The sequence below is a fragment of the Ensifer sp. GW101-20A05 genome (assembly GCF_059424735.1).
On sequence record NZ_JBWKZT010000002.1, the window covers coordinates 83,194 to 103,174 of the forward strand.

Annotated in this window: 18 protein-coding genes; 8 read left to right on the top strand and 10 right to left on the bottom strand. The window is 64.0% G+C overall.

Features of this window, described 5'->3' with window-relative positions; all coding sequences use genetic code 11:
• Positions 1–19 precede the first annotated feature (19 nt).
• Both thiC and AC070A_RS05495 read left to right on the top strand, forming a co-directional pair.
• Positions 20–1,840 carry a phosphomethylpyrimidine synthase ThiC gene (gene thiC, locus AC070A_RS05490; RefSeq protein ID WP_057251765.1) on the top strand — a complete coding sequence of 607 codons (1,821 nt, stop codon included), beginning with the start codon at positions 20–22 and terminating at the stop codon, positions 1,838–1,840.
• Positions 1,841–2,054: 214 nt separating this feature from the next.
• On the top strand, positions 2,055–2,570 hold the full coding sequence (locus tag AC070A_RS05495) for a hypothetical protein (RefSeq protein WP_156414670.1): 516 nt from the start codon (positions 2,055–2,057) through the stop codon (positions 2,568–2,570).
• Positions 2,571–2,792: 222 nt separating this feature from the next.
• Here the strand turns inward: AC070A_RS05495 and AC070A_RS05500 are convergent, their stop codons facing one another.
• From AC070A_RS05500 to AC070A_RS05510, 3 genes are read right to left on the bottom strand one after another with little or no spacing between them, the layout of a single operon-like run.
• Complete coding sequence (locus AC070A_RS05500) at positions 2,793–4,037, bottom strand: Zn-dependent hydrolase (protein ID WP_113479708.1); 1,245 nt, start codon at positions 4,035–4,037, stop codon at positions 2,793–2,795.
• A gap of 35 nt (positions 4,038–4,072) precedes the next feature.
• A complete protein-coding gene (locus AC070A_RS05505; protein ID WP_113479707.1) occupies positions 4,073–5,248 on the bottom strand; it encodes a M20 aminoacylase family protein in 1,176 nt (391 codons plus the stop codon).
• A gap of 3 nt (positions 5,249–5,251) precedes the next feature.
• Positions 5,252–6,457, bottom strand: a complete 1,206-nt coding sequence (locus AC070A_RS05510) for a diaminopropionate ammonia-lyase (RefSeq protein WP_113479706.1) — start codon at positions 6,455–6,457, stop codon at positions 5,252–5,254.
• A 159-nt stretch (positions 6,458–6,616) separates the two neighbouring features.
• Between AC070A_RS05510 and AC070A_RS05515 the strand changes: the two genes are divergently transcribed.
• Together AC070A_RS05515 and AC070A_RS05520 are read left to right on the top strand one after the other, a co-directional pair.
• Positions 6,617–7,099: an Lrp/AsnC family transcriptional regulator gene (locus AC070A_RS05515; RefSeq protein ID WP_057251769.1), complete on the top strand. Its 483-nt coding sequence runs from the start codon at positions 6,617–6,619 to the stop codon at positions 7,097–7,099.
• 286 nt (positions 7,100–7,385) lie between these two features.
• A complete protein-coding gene (locus tag AC070A_RS05520) occupies positions 7,386–7,835 on the top strand; it encodes a pyridoxamine 5'-phosphate oxidase family protein (RefSeq protein ID WP_057251770.1) in 450 nt (149 codons plus the stop codon).
• A gap of 50 nt (positions 7,836–7,885) precedes the next feature.
• Here AC070A_RS05520 and AC070A_RS05525 read toward each other — a convergent pair whose 3' ends face one another.
• The 7 genes from AC070A_RS05525 to AC070A_RS05555 form a co-directional block, all read right to left on the bottom strand.
• Positions 7,886–8,722 (bottom strand): universal stress protein, encoded by an 837-nt coding sequence (locus tag AC070A_RS05525; RefSeq protein ID WP_113479704.1) that lies wholly within the window; start codon positions 8,720–8,722, stop codon positions 7,886–7,888.
• Positions 8,723–8,991: 269 nt separating this feature from the next.
• On the bottom strand, positions 8,992–10,236 hold the full coding sequence (locus tag AC070A_RS05530) for a Gfo/Idh/MocA family protein (protein ID WP_057251772.1): 1,245 nt from the start codon (positions 10,234–10,236) through the stop codon (positions 8,992–8,994).
• Positions 10,237–10,320: 84 nt separating this feature from the next.
• The gene (locus AC070A_RS05535) at positions 10,321–11,340 is read right to left on the bottom strand and encodes a LacI family DNA-binding transcriptional regulator (protein ID WP_057251773.1); all 1,020 of its coding nucleotides are present in this window, start codon (positions 11,338–11,340) and stop codon (positions 10,321–10,323) included.
• Entirely contained in the window at positions 11,337–12,293 is a 957-nt protein-coding gene (locus AC070A_RS05540) for an ABC transporter permease (protein WP_057251774.1), read from the bottom strand. The genes AC070A_RS05535 and AC070A_RS05540 overlap by 4 nt, the downstream gene beginning before the upstream one ends.
• A complete protein-coding gene (locus AC070A_RS05545) occupies positions 12,290–13,282 on the bottom strand; it encodes an ABC transporter permease (RefSeq protein WP_057251775.1) in 993 nt (330 codons plus the stop codon). Before AC070A_RS05545 ends, AC070A_RS05540 begins: the two co-directional genes overlap by 4 nt.
• On the bottom strand, positions 13,282–14,787 hold the full coding sequence (locus tag AC070A_RS05550; RefSeq protein ID WP_057251776.1) for a sugar ABC transporter ATP-binding protein: 1,506 nt from the start codon (positions 14,785–14,787) through the stop codon (positions 13,282–13,284). Before AC070A_RS05550 ends, AC070A_RS05545 begins: the two co-directional genes overlap by 1 nt.
• Before the next feature lie 160 nt (positions 14,788–14,947).
• Positions 14,948–15,973 carry an ABC transporter substrate-binding protein gene (locus AC070A_RS05555; protein WP_057251777.1) on the bottom strand — a complete coding sequence of 342 codons (1,026 nt, stop codon included), beginning with the start codon at positions 15,971–15,973 and terminating at the stop codon, positions 14,948–14,950.
• A gap of 453 nt (positions 15,974–16,426) precedes the next feature.
• Between AC070A_RS05555 and AC070A_RS05560 the strand changes: the two genes are divergently transcribed.
• From AC070A_RS05560 to AC070A_RS05575, 4 genes are all read left to right on the top strand, one after another.
• On the top strand, positions 16,427–17,245 hold the full coding sequence (locus tag AC070A_RS05560; RefSeq protein WP_057251778.1) for a DUF3100 domain-containing protein: 819 nt from the start codon (positions 16,427–16,429) through the stop codon (positions 17,243–17,245).
• A 14-nt stretch (positions 17,246–17,259) separates the two neighbouring features.
• Positions 17,260–17,775 carry a hypothetical protein gene (locus tag AC070A_RS05565; protein ID WP_113132475.1) on the top strand — a complete coding sequence of 172 codons (516 nt, stop codon included), beginning with the start codon at positions 17,260–17,262 and terminating at the stop codon, positions 17,773–17,775.
• Positions 17,776–17,849: 74 nt separating this feature from the next.
• Positions 17,850–19,007 carry a M20 aminoacylase family protein gene (locus tag AC070A_RS05570; RefSeq protein WP_057252098.1) on the top strand — a complete coding sequence of 386 codons (1,158 nt, stop codon included), beginning with the start codon at positions 17,850–17,852 and terminating at the stop codon, positions 19,005–19,007.
• 24 nt (positions 19,008–19,031) lie between these two features.
• On the top strand, positions 19,032–19,949 hold the full coding sequence (locus AC070A_RS05575) for a LysR family transcriptional regulator (protein WP_244495651.1): 918 nt from the start codon (positions 19,032–19,034) through the stop codon (positions 19,947–19,949).
• The last annotated feature ends 32 nt before the right edge of the window (positions 19,950–19,981 follow it).

A 19,981-nucleotide genomic window follows, 5' to 3' on the forward strand; every position in this document is an offset into this window, starting at 1 on the left:
GCAAACTTGGAGCCTCGTCATGAATATTGCCACAAAGCCCACCCCTCTCACGGTCACCCAAGGCCCGCTTCCCGCCTCCCGCAAGGTCCACAAATCAGGCATCCTCCACCCGGATATCCGCGTGCCGATGCGCGAGATCGCGCTGCACCCGACCTCCGGCGAGCCGCCGGTTACCGTCTACGATTCCTCCGGCGCCTATACCGCCGACGATGCGGAGATCAGCATCGAGGCGGGGCTGCCGCGACTCCGTCGCAACTGGATCGTCGGGCGCGGCGACGTGGAAACCTACGAGGGGCGCATCGTCCGTCCTGAAGACAACGGTTTTGCCAGCGGCGACCGGCTGACGCCGACCTTCCCGTTCCAGCACGCGCCGCTCAAGGCGACTGGCGGCAAGGCGGTAACGCAGCTTGCCTACGCCCGCGCCGGCATCATCACGCCGGAGATGGAGTTCGTGGCGATCCGCGAGAACCTCGGCCGCGATGCGGCACGCGCGATAGCTCGCGACGGCGAAAGCTTCGGCGCCCATATCCCCGACCATGTGACACCGGAGTTCGTGCGCCAGGAAATCGCCAGCGGCAGAGCGATCCTGCCCGCCAACATCAACCATCCGGAATCCGAGCCGATGATCATCGGGCGGAACTTCCTGGTGAAAATCAACGCCAATATCGGCAACTCCGCTGTCACCTCGTCGATGGCCGAGGAGGTCGAGAAGATGGTCTGGGCGACGCGGTGGGGCGCCGATACGGTTATGGACCTTTCGACCGGCCGCAACATCCACAACATCCGCGAATGGATCATCCGCAATTCACCGGTGCCGATCGGCACCGTGCCGCTCTACCAGGCTCTGGAAAAGGTCAATGGCATTGCCGAGGACCTCAACTGGGAGGTCTATCGCGACACGCTGATCGAGCAGGCCGAACAGGGCGTCGATTATTTCACCATCCATGCTGGCGTACGCCTGCACTACATCCCGCTCACCGTCGATCGCGTCACCGGCATCGTCTCCCGCGGCGGCTCGATCATGGCCAAGTGGTGTCTGCATCACCACAAGGAAAGCTTCCTCTACGAGCATTTCGAGGAGATCTGCGACATCTGCCGCGCCTATGACGTCTCCTTCTCGCTCGGCGACGGATTGCGCCCGGGCTCGATCGCCGATGCCAACGACGCGGCGCAGTTTGCCGAACTCGAAACGCTCGGCGAACTCACCAAGATCGCCTGGGCGAAGGATTGTCAGGTGATGATCGAGGGCCCCGGCCACGTGCCGATGCACAAGATCAAGGAGAACATGGACAAGCAGCTCGCCGTCTGCGGCGAGGCGCCGTTCTATACGCTTGGGCCGCTGACGACGGACATCGCTCCGGGCTACGACCACATCACGTCAGGCATCGGCGCTGCGATGATCGGCTGGTTCGGCACCGCCATGCTCTGCTACGTCACGCCGAAGGAACACCTGGGCCTGCCCGACCGCAACGACGTCAAAGTGGGCGTCATCACCTACAAGATCGCCGCCCACGCCGCCGATCTCGCCAAGGGTCACCCGGCCGCCCAGGTGCGCGACGACGCTCTCTCGCGCGCCCGCTTCGAGTTCCGCTGGGAGGACCAGTTCAACCTCTCTCTCGACCCGGAGACGGCCCGAAACTTCCACGACGAGACCCTGCCGAAGGAGGCACACAAGGTCGCGCATTTCTGCTCCATGTGCGGCCCGAAATTCTGCTCGATGCGGATCTCGCACGACATTCGTGCGGAAGCGCAGAAGGAAGGGCTGGAGGCAATGGCCGCGAAATACCGCGAGGGCGGCGATCTCTATATGCCGGTCGCTGAGGTCGAAGCTAAGAGTTAAAGCGCAACACGTCGGGAGGGACGCCTCGTAGTCCCTTCCGACGGCAAGGCGGATGCTGGGCCCTGGGGGAATAGCTTGCCCCCTTATCGGTTGAACGATATGTAAAACTCACGCAAAAGTCGCCGCCGGCGGACCCGTCATTCACGCCAAGCTGCCGTCCTCTGCGGCGCTCTTGCAGGACGACGAAAAAAACGCCGTTTACGAGGAGAATGACTTGAGGACACGCCTGCTGAGACTGACGGCCCTGTCGATAGGCGGCCTTGTGGCACTCGCTGGAGATCTGCCACGCCTCGACGACAGCGGGAGTTTTGCCGCGGGTTTTTCCTGGATTTCCGCCGCCCATGCGGACGACGCCGATGTCGGCGGGAATGGTGAAAATGGCGCTGATGGCAGCGACCAAGGTGGCGAAAACGTCGGGAGCGGCGGAAGCAACGGCACAGAGGGTGGCGGCGATGGGGGTGGTGGCGATTGGGGCACCGGTGACGGCAGCGGCGTAGGCGGCGTCCCCGGCGGCACCGGCGCAGGCGGCGGAGGTGCTGCCGTCATCGACAGCGATAGCCACAGCGAGCCCCACTCATCGATGCGCGACTCACGGGATTACGGACCAAGCGGCAAGGTCTGGCACGGCGGCAGCAATTTCCTTAACCTTTTCCGCCAGACGCCGGAAAGGCGCTTCGAACGGAGCCAGCCTGAATCGTCTGCCCGGCAGAAGACCGTTGACACGAAATGAGAGCCTTGAAGACAGGTCAACTTCGTCGCAACGGAGGGGGACCTGCGCTATTTCTCGAAACCGGACTCCGGATGTGCGGTAGGAACGGGTTCTGACGCGCGAGAACAGATCAGCCGGCGTCAGAGCTTTACATTCGAGATATGTCTATCCCGATCACGACCTGCCGGAGTGTGGCGGCGGAGTTACGGATACAGACCATCGTCTTTCTCGCCGCGAGTATTCCTAACTGCCTTTCCAGCCGCTGCAAGCAATCCGCTCGACGACATCGAGCAGCACATTCGCCCCGGCAACCAGATCATCCGCCTCCGTGTGTTCGCGCGGATTGTGGCTGATGCCGTCGCGGCTCGGCACGAAGATCATCGCCGTCGGCGCGATGCGTGCGATCATCTGCGCATCGTGGCCGGCGCCCGAAGTCATGCGCCGGCTCTTCAGGCCCCGCGCCTTCGCCGAAGCCTCGATCGTGGCGACAATGCCCAGATCGAAGGCGACCGGCTGGAAACGCGCCAGGCGCTCGACCGATATCTCGACACCCTCTTCAGCGGCGACACGCAGGAGGAAATCCGCAAGCGCCGCCTCCAGCGCCTGCAGCCGATCCTCGTCCGGGTCGCGCAGGTCTACGGTGAAGACCGCCCGCGACGGAATGACGTTGATTGCGTCCGGCTCGAAACGCATGGTGCCAATGGTCGCGACGCTCGGAGCGTTCGAGCGGGTTATATGATCGCGCAGGAAAAGGCCGATGCGGGCGGCCGCAAGCCCGGCGTCACAGCGCATCGCCATCGGCGTCGTGCCGGCGTGATTGGCGACACCGTCGATCGTCACCCGCTGCCAGGAAATGCCCTGCAGGTTTTCGACCGCGCCGATTGCCATGCCCTCGCGCTCCAGCACCGGTCCCTGCTCGATATGGAGCTCGACATAGGCGTGGGGGATGAGGAACCCCGGTTCGACATTGCCCGCATAGCCGATCCGCGCGAGTTCCTCTCCCAGCACCGCGCCATCTGTGCCGACGGTCGCAAGCGCCTTCTCCACCGGCAGCCCGCCGGCATAGACGAGCGAGCCGAGCATGTCGGGCGCAAAACGCACGCCCTCCTCGTTGGTGAAGGCGGCAACGACGATCGGCCGGGCCGGCGTCAGACCGCGCTCTCTCAAAGTTTCGATCACTTCGAGCGCGGCAATCACGCCGTAACAGCCGTCATAGATGCCGGCATTGATGACCGTGTCGACGTGCGAGCCGAGCATGATGGGCGCCTCGCCGGCATTACCCTCGTCGCGCCAGGTGCCGAAGATATTGCCGATGCGGTCGATGGCGACTTCGAGACCCGCCGCCTCGATCCAGGCGACGAGGCGATCGCGGCCAGCCTTGTCGTTGTCGGAACCGGCCAGTCGCGTCAATTGCCCGTGGGGATCGCGGCCGATCTCGCCAAGATCGTGAATACGCCCGAGGAGGCGCGCGGCATCGATGGTCTGCATTGGCTTGGCTGTCCTGCTTTCATGCGGATTTCTGTTCATGGCCGGGGCTCAGTCGGCGCCAGTCTCTGCCGGGTGATTTCCGCGTGGTAGCGCGCGCCGAAGATCAGGGCATCATCGTTGAAATCGTAACGCGGATTGTGCAGCGGCGCCGACGTCTCGCCGTTGCCGATGAAGACGAAGCAGCCCGGCACGTGCTCGAGGAAGCGCGCGAAATCCTCCGAACCGGTCATAGGCTCAGCGGCCGTCGCGACATTCTCAGGCCCGAACACCGCTTGCGCCGCAGCAAAGGCGTGGCCGGTCAAGGCCGGGTCGTTGATGAGCGGCACGAACTCGCGTGTGTAGCTGACCTCGACCTCGCAGCCATAGGCATCCGCCGTGCCCTTGGCGATCACGCGCATCTCCGCCTCGATCTTGGCGCTGACCTCGGGGCGGAAGCTGCGGGCGTCCCCGAGGATCCGGGAGAGGCCGGGCAAGGCATTGCGCGTGCCGTCGGTCAAGAGTTCGGTCACCGAAACGACGCCGATATCCGTCGGCGAAAGGCGCCGCGAGACGATCGTCTGCAGATTGACGACGGTAGCGCAAGCCGCGACAAGCGTCTCATTGCCCCAATGCGGCCGCGCCGCATGCCCGCCAACACCCTTCAGCACGATTTCGAAATTGTCCTCCGCCGACATGATCGCGCCGACACGGGTCTCGAAGCGGCCGACCGGCAGCCCCGGCATGTTGTGCAGGCCGTAGATCTCGTCGAAGGGGAAGCGCTCCATCAGGCCGTCGTCGAGCATCGCCAGCGCGCCCTTGCCCCACTCTTCGGCCGGCTGAAAGATGAAACAAACGGTGCCGTCGAAGCCTCCGCCTTCTGCCAGCATTTTCGCTGCCCCGAGCAGCATTGCGGTGTGGCCGTCATGGCCGCAGGCATGCATAGTGCCGGGCCGGGTCGAGCGATAGGACTGCTCTCCCTGCTCCGGTATCCGGAGCGCGTCCATGTCGGCGCGAAGGGCGATGGCGCGATTGCCACTGCCGCGTTTCAGCCGGCCGACGACACCGGTGCCGCCGACGCCTTCCACGACCTCGTCGAGCCCGAATTCTCGAAGCTTCGCCGCGACGAAGGATGCGGTGCGCTGCTCCTCAAAACCGAATTCCGGATGCGCGTGCAGATCACGGCGCCAGGCGGTCATATCCTCGACAAGCCGATCAAAGTCGATTCCCACCATGAGTCACCCTCTTTCGTTCGGTGTGTTCGCGACAGTCTCGGGCGACAGACCCACCAAGGCAGCATAACGCTCGGGATCCGTGGCCCCCTCGGTATTCATGACGAAGACGCGCGACTGTGCGGTCAATCCGAGCGCTTCCCGCAACGCCGGATCTCGGGCAACCGCCAGAAGCCCGGCCAGCCCGACGCCACCGCTCTCACCGGCGACGATCGCCGGGTCAGCCCCCTTCGGGCGCGCGAGCCGGTTCATGACCGAAACGGCGTCCTCATCATCGACGGTCATGAAGGCATCGGCCACGCGGGACAGGATACGCCAGGCGACGAGCGACGGCTCGTAGCATTCGAGCATCGCCATGATGGTCGGCTCGCCATGTGGTACCTTGACGGTTTGCCCCGCCTTGGCGCTTTCGTAGAGGCAGGCGGCCCGTGCGGGATCGACGACGACGAAACGCGGTCTCTCCGCTCCATAGCGCAACGCCAGATGTCCCGCGGTGGCGGCGGCAATGCCACCGACGCCTGCCTGCACGAAGACATGGGTCGGCGGCTCTTCCATCTGCCGCAACGCCTCGCTGAGCAGCGCCGTGTAGCCCTGCATCACCAGGCCGGGAATGTATTCGTAGCCGGGCCAGGATGTGTCGGAAACCACCGTCCAGCCATTCTCGTCGCAGACCCGCGCCGCCTCGCGGACAGAATCGTCATAGGTGCCGGCCACCCGAACGATCTCGGCGCCATAGTGAGCGATCGCCTCGATGCGTTTCTCGCTGACGCCCGCATGCACGAAGATCACCGATCTCGCACCAACGAGCCGGGCGCCCATTGCGACGGACCGGCCATGATTGCCATCGGTGGCGCAGCCGAAGGTCATCGCCCCGGCAATCGCCCGGACCTCGGGCTGATCGAGGTCATCGAGATCGAGGCTGCGCCCGAGACGCCGTTCCGCCTCTTCGATCACCAGACGGATCACAGCATAGGAGCCGCCGAGCGCCTTGAAACTTCCAAGGCCCAGGCGATGGCCTTCGTCCTTGACGAAGATGCACGCAACACCGATCTCGCTGGCCAAGGCAGGCAAGGCATGAAGCGGTGTCGGCCGATGATCGGGGCGCCGGGCAAGCTGCCGCTCGACATCTGCTGCGGCCGCGAGCGACAGCATGTCCTCATCCTCGGGCAGCAGGTGATGGCCGAAATCGGCATGGGTGTTGGCAAGGAACATGGTGCAATCTCCGTAGACCAGCGAAAATCTATTTCATCGCGGGCGAGAAATGCGCTCTAAATGATCACCGCTGATGCAAGTTTGTAAAGCAGATCAGGTATGCCGACGCATGGCATTCCGCTCACAACCGCTCTGAACGCATGAACCGATAGGCACCGGATGGCCCCTTCGAAAAAACCCCAGGTCGAACTGGATCGTTTCGACCTCGCGATCCTCGCCATTCTGCAGAAGGACAACACGACGCCGCAGCGCCAGATCGGCGAAGCGGTCAATCTATCCGCTCCGGCCGTTCAGCGGCGGATCAAGCGCATGGAGGAAACCGGCGTCATCCGCGCCAATGTCGCGCTGATCGATCCGGTCAGCGTCAACCAGGCGCTGACGATCCTGGTAGAGGTGGAGGTCGAGAGCGAGCAGATCGCCCTGCTCGACGCGGCGAAGGTGGCATTCACCGCCGCGCCCGAGGTGCAGCAATGCTACTACGTGACCGGCGATGTCGATTTCATGCTCGTCGTCATCGTGCCGACGATGGCCGACTACGAGGCCTTTACGCGGCGAATGTTCTTCGGCAATGCCAATATCAGGCGGTTCCGCACCTTCGTGACGATGGACCCGGTCAAGGTCGGCCTGTCGGTGCCGATTTAGAGTGGTGCCACTAACAGTCGCCGTTCGAATGGCGTTGTTCCACCCCCCTATTTCGAGCCCGTGAGCGCCTTTTTCTCCGCTTCCGCATCTAGCGGCTGGCCGGCGCCGATCGATGTCAGAAAGGCGTCGACGGTTTCGAGCGACGAGGCGGGCGCATATCCGTCTCCGCCTTCGGGCCTGGCGACGGACGCAGCCGAAATCGACGAGACTTGAGCGAGATCAATGCCAGGATACCTGGTCGGCGGAGACTGGCGGTTGGACGATCTCTTTAGAAGAGGAGAGCCTCATGTTGATCAGAGAAATGACGCGACAGGAATGTCTCGACCTTGTCGCTGAGAACCATATCGCCCGCCTGGGCTGTACCCGAGATGGCCAGCCCTATATCGTTCCCATCCAATATGCTTTGGCCGCCAACCGGCTCTACAGCTTTTCGATGCCCGGGCAGAAGATAGACTGGATGCGCGCCAATCCGCGTGTCTGCGTACAGGTCGACACGGCAACGGATCGGCAGAATTGGCGAAGCGTCGTCATCCACGGCCGCTACCAGGAACTGCCGGACACCAAGCAATGGCACCGCGAGCGCATGAATGCCTGGTCGCTTCTCGAACAGCGCATCAACTGGTGGGAACCGGGTGGCCTGAAGCCCGGTGAACAGCCGGTTGCAGGCGCATCGCCGCATCTCTTTTTCGAAATCGAGATCGACGATGTGACCGGACGTGCCGCCTCTGCCGGCTAACGATTGTCGGCGCGCAGGCAAATGCTGCGCGCCGTTCCGGGCGCTGCCGGTCAATGCGCCATGAGCACGGGGACCACGGCGTTTTCGAGCATCGAACGGGTAACGCCGCCAAAGACGCGTTCACGCATCCTGGAGTGCCCATAGGCACCCATGACGATCAGGTCGGCCGCAACATCCGACGCAAACCGATTGATCACGTCGTCAACCGGATGTCCGCCGCTCGGCAGTCTCTCGACGGAGACGGAAACGCCGTGCCGCGCGAGATAGCCGGCGATATCGGCGCCCGGTTCCTCACCGTTCTTGCCATAGGCGGAACGGGGGTCGACCATCGTGACGTAGACGGTCTCGGCTCCGATCAGCAGATCGAGCGCTTCACGCACCGCGCGCGCGGCTTCCAGCCTGGAGTTCCAGGCGAGTACCACGGTCTTCGGATCAAGCCGCACGGCCTTGCCCCTGGGCATGATGAGGACTGGGCGCGCTGAGCTGAACAACGTCCCGTCGATGGTGCGGGAGCGCAGTTCCGGGTCCAGCATCAGGCCATCACCGACCAGCGTCAGGTCGGCGTAACGCGCACGCTCGCCGATCTCGTCATCGGCCCAGGCGACCTCGGTATATTTCGTCTCGACGCCGAACGAGATGCCTTCCTTGGTGAGAACATCAACAGCTTTTTCCGCACAGGATTCGAGTTTGTCGACGTCACGCTGCCGCTCGTTCAGCCAACCAATGGAGATGGCGGCGGCATAATCGCCGATCGGCGGTGAGGCGGCGAGCTTGACGATCAACAGGGAGAGGTGGGCGTTTGCGGAAGCACAGACCTGTGCTGCCGAACGCAGATGCTCCACGGAATGATCGACACCAACGACGGCGAGAATGGTCTTGTATGTCATCGGGTTTTCTCCTGGCGACCAGATTTGGGGTCAGCATCAGCGTAGGTAGAAGCCCGTGCGGCGGCATTGATCCCCGTCAACAAAGATCGCGGACATGGGCGTATAATTCCGAAAGAGTTTTGCCCTCACGCAGCCGCAGTCTTTCGCGGCGGCGAGAACAGGTGGGATGGGCGCATAGCGCCGCCGATGAACTGCACGACCCAGAACGTGGCCCCGTCGTCTCGACACCTCTACGTTTGGTGATGGAGTTCGGGGAGGAAAGGCGGTCGTCAGGCACTTCGGCGCGCGACGACCGGCACGTAGTGCTCGAGCTCCGGTGCCGGGAACTTGAGCGTCGCGTTGATTTCCGCCGAGCGGTAGAGGCCCATCAGCATCTCGACGACGGCGAGCCCGTCCTCGAAGGTTTCGAGCGGCTTCTCGCCCTTGCGGAAGCACTCGACCATGTGGCGGTTCTCATCGGTATAGCCATAGACACCGGCTTCGTCCTCAAGCACCGGCATCAGACCCTGCTCGGCGTTCTGCTTCTCGACAAGATCCTCGCCTTCGGAGCCCTTCACCTCGCGCGACATGAAGATCTTCAGGCCCGTGCTCAGCGAATTGTATTCGAGCGCATATTCCGGCCCGAGCAGTTCAAGCTGGATGCGCAGCCCGGCGCCGACATAGGCCCAGGAGGTGGTCGCCTCGATCATCAGTTCGTTACCGTCCTGGTCTTCGAGCGTCACCGTGGCGCGGGCAAAATCTTCCGACGGCCGGTTGCGGTAGTCCACTTCGTTGCCGAAGCGCTTGCGCAATTGTTCGGCATAATTGGGTCGCGTCCATTTGAGGTTGGCGACGGTGCCGTTGACAGCCTTGATTTTCAGTGAGTTGCGCGGTGCGCCGGGCGCCGTGAGCAAGTAGCGCGCCACCTCGACGCTGTGGCACATCATGTCGGAGAGCACGCCGCCGCCCTGCTTGTCGCCCTGCCAGAACCAGGGCTCGTGCGGGCCGGAATGTTCCTCCGCGGCGCGCGCCAGATAGGGGCGACCAGTGGTCGAGACGGCGCGCCGCCAGATGATCTCCTTGCCGCGCAGCACCGGCGTGCAGAACACCTGGTTTTCAAGATAGCCGTGATTGAGGCCGGCGTCCTCGGCAAGCGATAGCATCTCTCGCGCCTCGGCAATGGTGCGGGCAAGCGGCTTCTCGCAGGCGACGGCAAACACCGTGCTGCGGCCATCCTTGACCGCCTTGTGGAGAGTACGCATGACGTCGAGGCGGGTGTAATTGGGCGAGAGAATCCAGATCGCGTCGACATCATCGGCGGTCAGCAGCGCCTCCAGGCTCCCATGGGTGCGGCAGGTGCCAAGACCAAGTGCGGCGACCTCCTTGGCAAATTTCTCCCGGTTTTCGGGCTTGCGGCTGAAGACGCCGGTCACCTCGACATTGCGCACACCGATCATCGATTTCAGATGGAAATGGGCGATGAAGCCCGATCCGACGAAACCCACACGCAGCGTCTGCTTCGGTAGCTGTGTCATTCTGTTCTCCCGGGTTGTCGTTTTTCTGAAGTCGGCGCGGGATGCGGGCGGAATACCGCCCTCACTTTCCTCATCCCGCTCTGGTCATTTCTTCGGCGGCGCGGTGCTGCCGCGAATGTTGAGGGCGGTCGGCAGCACGACGGCCGGTGCAGCGGCAACATCGTCGCCGGACAGGATATCGAGAAGCAGCGACATCGCCGTGCGGCCGATATCGGCGCGCGGCTGGCTGACCGTCGTCAGCGGCGGATAGAAGGCCTTGCTCAGATAGAGATCGTCGAAGCCGACGACCGAGACGTCGCCCGGAACATCGCAGCCGAGCCGTCGCAAGGCGTGGATCGCGCCATAGGCCATCTCGTCGTTGGCGGCAAAGATCGCCGTCGGTGGCTCCGGCAGGGCGAAGAGTTCGGCGACGCAGGCCTCTCCGCTTTCGAGCAGGTAGTCGCCGCGCACCTCGTAACCCTCAGGGATCGGCAGACCGGCGGCTGCCATCGCGGCCCGGTAACCGTCACGCCGGTGCATCGCCATCACCTCCGGCAATGGGCCGGCGACATGGGCGATGCGGCGATGCCCGAGTGCAATCAAATGCTCAACCGCCGAACGCGCCGCGGCAGAGTTGTCGATCTGCACATGCGGAAAGCCTGCAGTTTCGATCATTTCGAGCGCCACGACGATGGGAAGGTGAGAAACCGCAGCGCTTTCGCCCGGCTGCGGCTCCGGCAGCTTGCCGGTCATCAGGATCATGCCGTCGGCATGGCCATCGCGCAGCATGTTGAAGTATTCGACCTCGCGATCCGGATCATTCTCGGTATTGCCCATGAGAACGGCGTACCCGGCCGCCCGGGCCGTCGCCTCCACGCCCTTGAGGATCTCGAGATAGAAGGGGTTGCCAACATCTCGCACGACGAGCAGCACCGACATCGACCGGCGTGTCCTCAGGTTTCTTGCGCTGACGTTCGGCCGGTAGTTCAACTCGCGCGCAAGCTCGTGGATGCGCTTGCGCGTCTCGTCGGTCACCAGGCTGGAGCCGCTGAGCGCGCGGGAAACGGTCGCGACCGAGACTCCGGCCCTCTCCGCAATGTCCTTGATTTTCGGCCGCTCGCTCATGCCCGCATCGCCCGCCCACGGCCGTAGAACAACATCAGGAGCAGCAGCGTCGCGCCAAACACCATCTGGCGGCCGGATTCGTCGATATTGACCGTCGTCAGGATGCCCTGGAGGATGACGAGCAGCAGGGCGCCCGCCATGGTGCCGGTGTAGCCGCCCTTGCCGCCGGCAAGCGAGGTGCCGCCGAAGACGACCGCGATGATCGAGGAGAGCATGTATTGCTCTCCGACATTGGCGAAGGACGAGCCGGAATAGCCGAGCAGGCAGAGCCCGGCGATCGCAGCGAACATGCCCGAAATCATGAACAGACCGACGCGCATGAGGCGGACCGGGACGCCGGTCATATAGGCCGCATGTTCGTTCGAGCCGATCGCATAGATGCGGTGGCCGAAGACGGTGCGGTTCAACATGAAGGCCATCAACAGGCCGATCGCGATCCAGAGCCAGATGATGCCGGGAATGCCGAGCGCGAAGGGTTGCGTGACGAAGGCCGAAAGCCCCGGCGCGGCCCGACCCGAAGGGATACCCTGGCGGATGACGACGAGCAGGCCCTGCAGCACGCCGAGCATGCCAAGCGTCATGACCAGCGGCGGTATGCGCAAAAGCGTCACGCCGAGACCGTTCAAGAAGCCGAAGAACGCGCCGGCCGCCAGGCAGGCCAGCACCGCCGGCAGGATACCGCCATCGGCGCCGTTCATGACGTTGCCGGCGATGATCGCCGACAAGGAGACGATACCGCCGACGGAGAGGTCGATGCCCTCGCGGCCACCGAGAATGACGACGTTCTGGCCGGCGGCGACGATGCCGAGCAGCGAGGCGACGATCAGGAGACGCAGGATCTGGTCGGCCGAGGCGAAGCCGGGCGAAAGGCTTTGACCGAGATAAAGCAGCGCGACGATGAGGATCAGCGCAACGACCAATGGCTGTTTGAAGAAGGTGGTAACCGCAGTCATACGCGTGCCCTCCGGCCGGCAAGCACGCCGGCCATCAACACCAGGAGAATGGCAAGGCCCTGGACGAAGTTCTGCCATTCCGAAGGCGTGCCCATGAAGAAGACCAGCGAGTTGACGAGGCCGATCGTCAGAGCGCCGAGCAGCGAACCAACCACCGTCGTCCAGCCGCCGGCGAGCGCACTGCCGCCGAGCACGACCGCCGCGACGCTGTAGAGCGTCATCTTGCCGCCGACGAGCGGATCGCCGCTGGCCGTATCGCCGGTCAGGCAGAAGGCCGCGAGCGCCGAGAAGAGGCCGCTGAGCAGGTAGCCCCTAATGCGGACAGCCACGACCGGCAGCCCCGTCTGATAGGCGGCCTGCTGGTCATCGCCGACGGCCAGCAGTTCGGTCACGATACGGGTGCGCGACAGGAGATAGAGCAGCACGGCGAGAGCCGCGAGCACGTAGAAGACGAAAGGCAGGCCGAGCAGGCGTCCGCCATAGGTGTGCCAGAAGAGCGCCGGCGCCGGCGTACCGGCGACCGGCATGACGTAGAGCGCCAGGCCGATGAAGAAGATGCTGGTGGCGAAGGTGGCGACGATCGCCTGCAGGCGAAGGGCTGCGACGACGAGGCCGTTGACCAGGCCGCAGGCAAGGCCGATCAAGACGCCGAGCGCAAGCGCGAGCAGCACCGCACCGGCACCGCCGCCCCAGCGCTCCATCAAGACGACGATCGCCACGTTGACCAGCGACAGCGTCGCGCCGGCCGAGAGGTCGATGTCTCCGGCGGACACCACATAGGTTTGGGCGATCGCCAGCATGATCAGCGCCATATAGGTGCTGAGAAGTCCAGTCAGCGATCGAAAACTCAGGCTATTCGGAGAGAAGAGGCCGTTGAGCGCCAGTAGTGCAACAACGATCACAAGCGCCGGCAGGAAGGGGTAGCGCTCCAGCCAGGAACGGAGGCCGCCCGCCCCGGAAGTTCGCATGTCGGTCGTTGTCGATGTCATCACGCGGCCTCGTATGCAGCCTGGTAGAGATTGTAGCGGGTGCGATCGTCGCCGGTCAGTTCACGCGTCACCGAGCCGCCGTTGAAGACGAGGATGCGGTTGGCATTGCCAAGCAGCTCGGCGTCTTCAGACGAATAGAGCAGAATACCGAGGCCGTCGGCCGCAAGCTGCCGGATCAGCGCGAAGAGATCGGCCTTGGCCGAGAGGTCGATGCCCTTGGTCGGATCGTCGAGCAGCAGCACGTCGGGCCGGTCGATCAGCCAGCGGGCGATGATCACCTTCTGCTGGTTGCCGCCGGAAAGCGAATTGATCGGATGGAAGAGGCTGGCAAACTTCGTGTGCATCGCCGCGAGCGCCGGCATCGCCTTGTTTTTCAGGCTTGAGGGCCGCGCAATCATCAGCCGGTCGCGGAGATAGTGGATCGGCGTGACATTCTCGATGATTGGGCGGCCGCTGATGACCCCGTCACGGCCGCGGTCGCCGGAGACATAGGCGCAGCCGCGCCGGATCGCATCGCGCGGGCTCTTGGCGTTATAGCGTTCGCCGCCGATCGTCACCTCACCTGACGTCACGGCGCTTGTGCCAAAGATCGCTCTCAGCAGCGCCGACTGCCCTTGGCCGTGCAGACCACCAAGGCCGAGGATCTCTCCCCGTGCCACCTCGAAACTGACATCGCGAAAGCCCTTGCCGGTTAGATTTCGGACCGAGATCGCCGCCTTCGCCCGGGTTTCCACCACCGCTGGCGCCGAGGACCGGGCCGCCGGCATGTCGCTGGCACCGCCGACCATCAGCCGGATCACCGTTGCTGGATCGGTATCGGAGAGCTTGAGCGTCTCGATGGTCTCGCCGTCGCGGATGATCGTCACGCGATCGCCGATCGCGGTGATTTCGTCCATTCGGTGCGAGATGAAGATGACGCCGCGCCCTTGCGCCTTGAGGCCACGCAGGATTTCGAAGAAGCGATCGACCTGGGCGCGATCGAGCGCCGAGGTCGGCTCGTCGAAGATCAGGATCGGTGCTTCACTGGCGAGCGCCTTCATGATTTCGACCAGTTGCCGCTGGTCGGCCCTAAGATTGCCAACGAGCGCCTCCGCATGGAAGCCTTCGCCGGCGACCTCGGCGAACAGCGCGATGTAACGCGCCGCCCGCGCCTTCAGCGCCCGCCGGTCGATGAAGAAGCCGGCCTTCACCGGCAGGGCGGAGAGGCAGATGTTCTCTTCGACCGAACGATGGCTGGCCAGGCTAAGTTCCTGATAGAAGATGCCGATGCCGGCAACGCGCGCGGCTTGCGGCCCGGAAATCGTCACGGGCTTGTCATTGATCAGGATCTGGCCGCCGTCGGGGCGCACGCTGCCGGCGATGACCTTGCAGAGCGTGCTCTTGCCGGAGCCGTTGGAGCCCATCAGCACATGCACCTCGCCGGCGGCGACGTCGAGATCGCCGCGGCGTAACGCCAGCGTCGCGCCGTAAGCCTTGCTCACGCCGTTCAGTCTCAGTTTCGACATCGGCTGTCCACCATTTTGGTTGCTTGCTGCACCACCTCAAGTCGCGCCTTGGCGAGCTCCGCTGCAGCTGATTTCATGCCCGATACGATCCTGCCCTGGGAGCCGTCGGCGGCATTGGCCGCCGGGCAACTCAGATGCGAGCTGCCCGGTGGATCAGCGCTTACTTGAACAACGCCGTCGCGTCGTCGATCGAAAGCGCGTTGGTGTAGGAGTAATAACCCGGCTTGCCGTCGAGCTGCTTGGCCGCGTCCGCGAGGTTCTTGGAATCGATGAACGGGATCGGCAGATACATGGCGTTCTTGTACTGCCCCGCCGTTGCCGGCTCCTTCAGTTCCTTGCCCTGCAGCATCAGCACCGCGACGTTGAGCGCGCTCGCCATGACGCCGGGCGGGTTGACGGTCGCGCCGGAATTCAGCTTGTCCTTCACCCAGAGGTCGATGAAGTCCTTGCGGATTTCGCCGGTGGCGGCGATCTGGCCGGTCTTGCCGGCATCCATGATCGACTTCCAGGCCCCGGCGGCCATGCCGTCCTGCACGACGACGCCGTTGATGTCAGGATAGGTCGCAAGGATGTTCTGCATCGCCTGCTGGCCTTGCGCCTGATCCCAGTTGGCGTTGACTTCGTTGACCACCTGGATATCCGGATAATCCTTGAAGACGCTCTTGTAGCCGGCAACGCGCATCTCGTTTGCCGGATGACCGGCGACGCCGTTGATGGCAACGACCTTGCCCTTGCCGCCGAGCGTATCGGCCAGCCACTTGGCGCCGGCCGCACCCCAGGCCGTCTGATCGATGCCGACATAGATCGCATCCGGCGACGACACTTCGGCGTCCGTCGCGATCACCAGAATGCCGGCTTCCTTCGCCTGAGCGAAGATCGGATCGAAGGCGGTCGGGCTGTTGGGGTTGATGATGATGGCGTTCACGCCCTCGGCAATGAAGTTGCGCACCTGCGCAATCTGCCCGGGCACGTCGACATTGGCACTCTGGACCGAGACTTCGACGTCGACGCCTTTTTCCTTCCACTTCGCCGCGGCCTCCTTGGCCTCGTCGATCATCTGCGTGCGCCATTCGCTGCCGACCCAGCCGTTGGACAGGCCGATCTTGAAGGTCTCGGCATTGGCGAAAGAAGCGGAAATGGCAATGGTAGCGACAGCGCCAAGCGCTGCGGCGATAAATCTCTTCATAAGATCCTCCCAAATCTTGCGAAACCTATGAAGCCAGAAAATGTAATCGATTTCAATGGGGGTTTTCCAGGGATTTTTACAGAGGATTCTATTTCGGCCACTCACCTGACCCCCGGAGCAATGGAATGCGGCAACGCGCAGACGCCTGGCCACTTCCGGAGGAGTGCAAAGGAGGGGGCAATAGCGCTTGGCACCCCCTTCCCGCTGTGCAACAGCTGGGGCAGAGGCGACGACGATTCGTCGTGACGCCAGCTGGAATGAAATGCAGGAATGAAGCCATGACATGAAGGCGCTGCGGGACTGATCCCGATTGCCGCCGGAGCGACGGCCAGCCCGTTGCTCAAATCGCAACACTTCGTTGCTTGCCGGCCGGCTAGCCGCAATTTGCCCTCTCCCCCTACTGTGAAATCTGGGCAAAGAACAACAACTGGCTCCCAACCAGAGGAGAACATCATGACCGGAAAAACCGGAGCCGCCTCGGGCGCGCTCTATCTGCACATCCTTGTGCTGGCGATCGTCATCGTCTCCGAGCTGATCGGCATTCAACGCCTTCCGATCGGCATCGGCACCGTCATCTTCCTGCCGATCCTCTACGCTTTCGCGCTCGGCATCCTCGTCAATCCCGCCATTTTCAAGGCGAGCGCCAAGTTCCTGTCGCGCGATGCGGTCAAGCTTTCCGGCGCGATGATCACCGTCGCCATCATGCCGTTCATCGCCAAGTTCGGAACGACCGTCGGCCCGCAGATCTCCAAGATCATCGAGGCCGGCCCGGCGCTGGTGCTCCAGGAGCTCGGCAATCTCGGCACGATTCTCGTCGCCTTCCCGGTCGCGGTATTCCTGCTCAAGATGGGCCGCGAGGCCGTCGGCGCGACCTATTCGATCGACCGTGAACCGAACCTCGCGCTGATCGCCGACAAGTACGGTCTCAACTCGCCGGAAGGTGCGGGCGCCATGGGCGTCTATGCCACTGGCACGCTGATCGGCACCTTCGTCTTCGCCATCATGCCGCCGATCGTCCATGGCCTCGGCATCTTCGACGTGCGTGCGCTCGCCATGTCCTGCGGCGTCGGCTCCGGCTCGATGCTGGCGGCCTGCACCGGCGGCCTCGTGGCTGCCGTGCCCGACCAGAAGGACATCATCCTCGCGCTTGCCGCCGCCAGCAACATCCTGACCTATGCCACCGGGCTCTATGTCGGCATGTTCGTCGCGCTGCCCTTGACCGAGTGGCTCTACAACAAGGCTCGGCCGTCCGAGCGTCGCGCTCAAGCCTGATCGGGAGAGATATCATGGCCAACCAGACCAACACCTCCGCCAACTACGCCGACGATCTCCCTCTTAACGCCGAAGACGAGCGCAAGATCGATGTCGTCGGCCATGCCGGCCTGCTTCTGATCGCTTGCGCCATCGGGCTTATCGCCAATTGGGTCGGCACCGGCACCTCGCCGCTGACGGCGCTCCCGGGCATGGCAACGCTCTACGTCGCCTGCATCGTCGGCCTGGCGCTCGCCCGCTTTGTGCCCTTCTACCTGCCTGGTGTCGCCTGGGTGTCGCTGATCGCGATCCTCATCACCATCCCCGGCATCCCGGGTGCGGCCTGGGTCAGCGAACAGGTTGAACACCTGAACTTTCTCGCGCTGGCAACGCCGGCGCTTGCCTATGGCGGCCTCGCGCTCACCGCCAGCGAATTCACCATCGCCCGCCGCTCGGGCTGGAAGATCGTCATCGTCGCGATCTGCGTGATGGTCGGCACCTACATGGGTTCCGTCGTCGTTGCCGACCTCTTCCTGCGCCTCGGGCAATAACCGAGACCCTGACACAAGGATTGGCCGGCCCGCGCAGGCCGGCCAGCCATCCCTTCATCGACAGGATGCAAACCATGACACGCCACGACATCAGCCCCGAACGCATCGAGGAAACGATCCGCTGGCGTCATCACCTGCATGCCTATCCCGAGCTTGCCTTCGAAGAGCGGCAGACTGCGGCCTTCATCGCTGGCCGGCTGGCCGAATGGGGCATCACGGTGAAGGACGGCTATGGCGGCACCGGCCTCGTCGGCACGCTCACGCGCGGCACGTCGAGCCGCGCCATCGCCATCCGCGCCGACATGGACGCGCTGCCGATCATAGAGACGAGCGGCGTTGCCTATGCCTCGAAAACGCAGGGCAAGATGCATGCCTGCGGCCATGATGGCCATGTCGCAATGCTGCTTGCCGCCGCGCGGCAGGCAAGCGAAATGGATTTCGACGGCACGGTGCACTTCATCTTCCAGCCGGCCGAAGAGGCCGAAGGCGGCGCGCAGGTCATGGTCGCCGACGGGCTCTTCCGCGATTTTCCGGCCGATGCCGTCTATGCGTTGCACAATTGGCCGGCGCTCGACGTCGGCTCGGTGGTCGCGCGCGACGATGCGATGATGGCCGCCTTCGGCGTTTTCGAAATCGCCATCACCGGCCGCGGCGCCCACGGCGCCATGCCGCACGAGGGCGCCGACCCGCTGGTCGCGGTCGCCCAGATTGTCACCGCGTTGCAGACTATCGCCAGCCGCAACGTCTCGCCGCTCGAAGCTGCCGTCGTCTCCGTCACGCAGATTCATGGCGGCGACGCCTGGAACGTCATCCCGGAAAAAGCCGTGATCCGCGGCACCACGCGCTGGTTCGACAAATCGGTCGGCGACACGCTGGAAACACGCATGCGCGTACTCGTCACGGCGCTTGCCGAAGGGCTCGACTGCAAGGCGGAGTTCGACTATCAGCGGCGTTATCCCGCCACGATCAACGACCCGGCTGCCGCCGCCCTTGTGCGTGCCATTGCCGCCGAGGACACCACATTGACCGTCGTCGACGCGCCGCCAAGCATGGCCGCGGAAGATTTTGCCTTCATGCTCGACGAACGCCCGGGCTGCTATCTCTGGCTCGGCGCCCGGCGCGAAGGCGCCAATCCCGGCCTGCATTCACCGCACTACGATTTCAACGACGCGATCATCGGTGAGGGCGTAAACCTCTGGACACGCCTCATCTCCACATCGCTTGGTCGTTGACCCCGAGGGGATTCCGTCGCATCCATGACCGCCATGGATGTACTCGACGCGAAAGCGCTCAGGATCTTTATGGCGGTTGCGCGCATCGGTTCGATCCGGGGTGCTGCGGAGCATATGGGGCTGGCGCCATCGGTCGTCAGCCGGCAGGTCGCCGACACCGAACGCGACATCGGCCTTTCCCTCTTCGAACGCACCGCGCGCGGCACGGTCTTGACCGATGCCGGCGAACTGGTGCTCGAACACGGCAAGCGGGTACTCGAAGACAACGGACTGCTCGCTGAACAGCTCGACCAGATCCGCGGCGTGCAGCAGACCCGCATCCGTATTCGCTGCGGCGAGGGCTTCATGGCCGATCTGGTGGAAAACGGGCTTTCCTCGTTCTCCAGGGCGCACTCCTACGTGCGCTACATCGTCGAGCTCGGCAGCACCGAAGACGTGGTCGACGCCATCGCCAACAGCGACGCCGATATCGGCATCGCCTACACCCCCTTCACCGACCCGCGCATCCGGGCGCTGGCAATCGCCCGCCAACCGCTCTGCGTCATCGTGCCGACAGGTCACCCGCTGTCAACACGCCGCGACCTGAAGCTCGCCGATTGCCTGACCTCGTCTTGTGCGCTGCTCGGCAAGGGCAATGGCGTGACGCAACTGGTGGCGCGGGTGGCGGCCGATGCGGGACTGGCGCTGGCGCCGCTGCTCGAAACCCATTCGATCGAGGTGCTGCGCCGCTTCGTTGCCGCCGGCCTCGGCGTCACATTCCTGCCGCGCACGGCCGTTGCCGTCGAAATCGCGCGCGGGGCGATGCAGGCGATCGACCTCGCCGATCCGCTGCTGCGCGAGGCGAGTGCCCACCTCATGGTGCGCGCCCACCGCCGCCTGCCGCTCTCGGTCGAAAAACTCGGCCAACATCTCGCGGAAGAAATGCAATCCTTCCGCGGCTGACGCATCGGCTCCGCGCCACCTCGCCCTTAGTT

Coding starts and splice junctions, on each gene's coding strand:
- thiC (WP_057251765.1), top strand. CDS start 20: ATGAATATTGCCACAAAGCCCACCCCTCTCACGGTCACCCAAGGCCCG.
- AC070A_RS05500 (WP_113479708.1), bottom strand. CDS start 4,037: ATGCAGACCATCGATGCCGCGCGCCTCCTCGGGCGTATTCACGATCTT.
- AC070A_RS05505 (WP_113479707.1), bottom strand. CDS start 5,248: ATGGTGGGAATCGACTTTGATCGGCTTGTCGAGGATATGACCGCCTGG.
- AC070A_RS05510 (WP_113479706.1), bottom strand. CDS start 6,457: ATGTTCCTTGCCAACACCCATGCCGATTTCGGCCATCACCTGCTGCCC.
- AC070A_RS05515 (WP_057251769.1), top strand. CDS start 6,617: ATGGCCCCTTCGAAAAAACCCCAGGTCGAACTGGATCGTTTCGACCTC.
- AC070A_RS05520 (WP_057251770.1), top strand. CDS start 7,386: ATGTTGATCAGAGAAATGACGCGACAGGAATGTCTCGACCTTGTCGCT.
- AC070A_RS05525 (WP_113479704.1), bottom strand. CDS start 8,722: ATGACATACAAGACCATTCTCGCCGTCGTTGGTGTCGATCATTCCGTG.
- AC070A_RS05530 (WP_057251772.1), bottom strand. CDS start 10,236: ATGACACAGCTACCGAAGCAGACGCTGCGTGTGGGTTTCGTCGGATCG.
- AC070A_RS05535 (WP_057251773.1), bottom strand. CDS start 11,340: ATGAGCGAGCGGCCGAAAATCAAGGACATTGCGGAGAGGGCCGGAGTC.
- AC070A_RS05540 (WP_057251774.1), bottom strand. CDS start 12,293: ATGACTGCGGTTACCACCTTCTTCAAACAGCCATTGGTCGTTGCGCTG.
- AC070A_RS05545 (WP_057251775.1), bottom strand. CDS start 13,282: ATGACATCGACAACGACCGACATGCGAACTTCCGGGGCGGGCGGCCTC.
- AC070A_RS05550 (WP_057251776.1), bottom strand. CDS start 14,787: ATGTCGAAACTGAGACTGAACGGCGTGAGCAAGGCTTACGGCGCGACG.
- AC070A_RS05555 (WP_057251777.1), bottom strand. CDS start 15,973: ATGAAGAGATTTATCGCCGCAGCGCTTGGCGCTGTCGCTACCATTGCC.
- AC070A_RS05560 (WP_057251778.1), top strand. CDS start 16,427: ATGACCGGAAAAACCGGAGCCGCCTCGGGCGCGCTCTATCTGCACATC.
- AC070A_RS05565 (WP_113132475.1), top strand. CDS start 17,260: ATGGCCAACCAGACCAACACCTCCGCCAACTACGCCGACGATCTCCCT.
- AC070A_RS05570 (WP_057252098.1), top strand. CDS start 17,850: ATGACACGCCACGACATCAGCCCCGAACGCATCGAGGAAACGATCCGC.
- AC070A_RS05575 (WP_244495651.1), top strand. CDS start 19,032: ATGACCGCCATGGATGTACTCGACGCGAAAGCGCTCAGGATCTTTATG.